This is a genomic window from Streptomyces sp. NPDC025793, from assembly GCF_055558375.1.
In genome coordinates this window covers 1-1380 of sequence record NZ_JBVHMR010000151.1, presented here as the reverse complement: position 1 = coordinate 1380, position 1380 = coordinate 1, and the positions used below count along the sequence as shown (strand labels likewise).

2 protein-coding genes are annotated in these 1380 nt (G+C 70.4%); both read right to left on the bottom strand.

Going from position 1 to position 1380, the window contains the following annotated elements:
* Positions 1-668: phosphotransferase family protein (locus tag ACZ4MF_RS49010; protein ID WP_467500951.1), on the bottom strand; the 668-nt coding region annotated here is incomplete at its 3' end.
* Positions 669-680: 12 nt separating this feature from the next.
* The coding region (locus ACZ4MF_RS49005) for a glycine-rich domain-containing protein (protein WP_467500950.1) at positions 681-1380 on the bottom strand (700 nt) is incomplete at its 5' end.

Sequence of the window (1380 nt, the reverse complement as noted above, 5' to 3'; positions counted from 1 at the left end):
CAGTCGACGACGCCGGTGATCCGGGCACAGGCGGCACCGGCCGGGTCCTCGGGCGGCAGGTCAAACAGCACGTTGCCGGGCTGGAAGTCCCGGTGCAGGAACCGCCCTTCGTAGCGCGGCGCGGGCCTGCGGATCACGTCGATCGCGGCGGCCCAGACCGCGGCGTCGGCGCCCTCGGGAGTCACGACCGTGTCGGCGGTCGTAAGCGCCACGTACTCCCGGGGCCGGACGGCCGGCCGCACCGCGTGGACCGCCACAAGTTGACGGGCCAGCAGGGGCAGGCGCGTCTCCAGCCCCTCGTCGTCGAGGACCGTCCGGCCCGGCAGGTGGGTCATCAGGAGCGAGGGGTACTCGCAGTGCGCGGCGGTCGAATCGACGGCGACGAGTCCGGGAGCCGGCACGCCGGTGCCGGTGAGCGTGGTCAGGGCGTCGGCCTCCCTGTGCAGGAGGTCCTCGGCCGGCCCCTGCCGGGTCAGGTCGACGAAGGAGCGCAGCACCAGGTGCCAGGTGCGTCCGTCCCGCGTGCCAATCGTCAGCCTCCGCATGTCGGCTGTGGCGCCGCCGTGCAGCGCCTCGGCTCCGACGATCCGCTCGTCGGCCTTCAGGTGTCGGCTCACCCAGGCCAGTGTCAACGGTCGGACAGTCGCCGCCTCATCATGATTGGTCACCGTGCCACCTCATCATCCGGACGGCAGCACGAGCGAGCCCTTATGGGCCTGTCCGCGAGTCGCGTGCAGGTGGTGGGTGGGGAAGTTGGGCGAGCAGGTCTGTCCGCACCCATAGCGAGGGGTGGGGGCCCTATCAACCTGACCCGAGCCCGTAACCGGGTGACCGATGGGACATGAGCGAAAGCCTGGAACCGGCATAAATGGGAGCAAAAGAGTGCCCGAGGGTGCGCGGGGCGCCTCCGGGCGCTCACCGACCCCGGTTACGGGCCGGTCGTGCTCAGGGGGGCAGTGGCAGTTGGAGCCGGGCGTGCAGGGGCCGCACTTGGCGTAGTCGGCCTCCCACAGCTTCCAGTCCACCTCGAACCCGTTGTGGGCGATGATGTGCGCGGTCCGCTCGACGGAGCCGTCGTACTTGAACGCGATCTCCGGGATGTGCTCCAGGAACCGGCCGTCGAAGTGCCGGTGGCAGAACTCCCGGTAGCTGCGGGTGTCCAGGATGAAGACGTGCACGGCGATGTCCACGATCCGCCCGCAGCACATCTCCAGTCCCTGGCCCCACTTCTCCATCGCGGCGACGAGGTAGGACACCGCCGCGCGGAACAAGCGGGTGGCCATCGCCTCGTCGAACGGGTAGTCGCGCACGAGCAGCTGGATCTCGCGGTCCCACACAACCGGGTCGACGTAGTCCCGCGGGTTGCGGAACGCGGCGCCC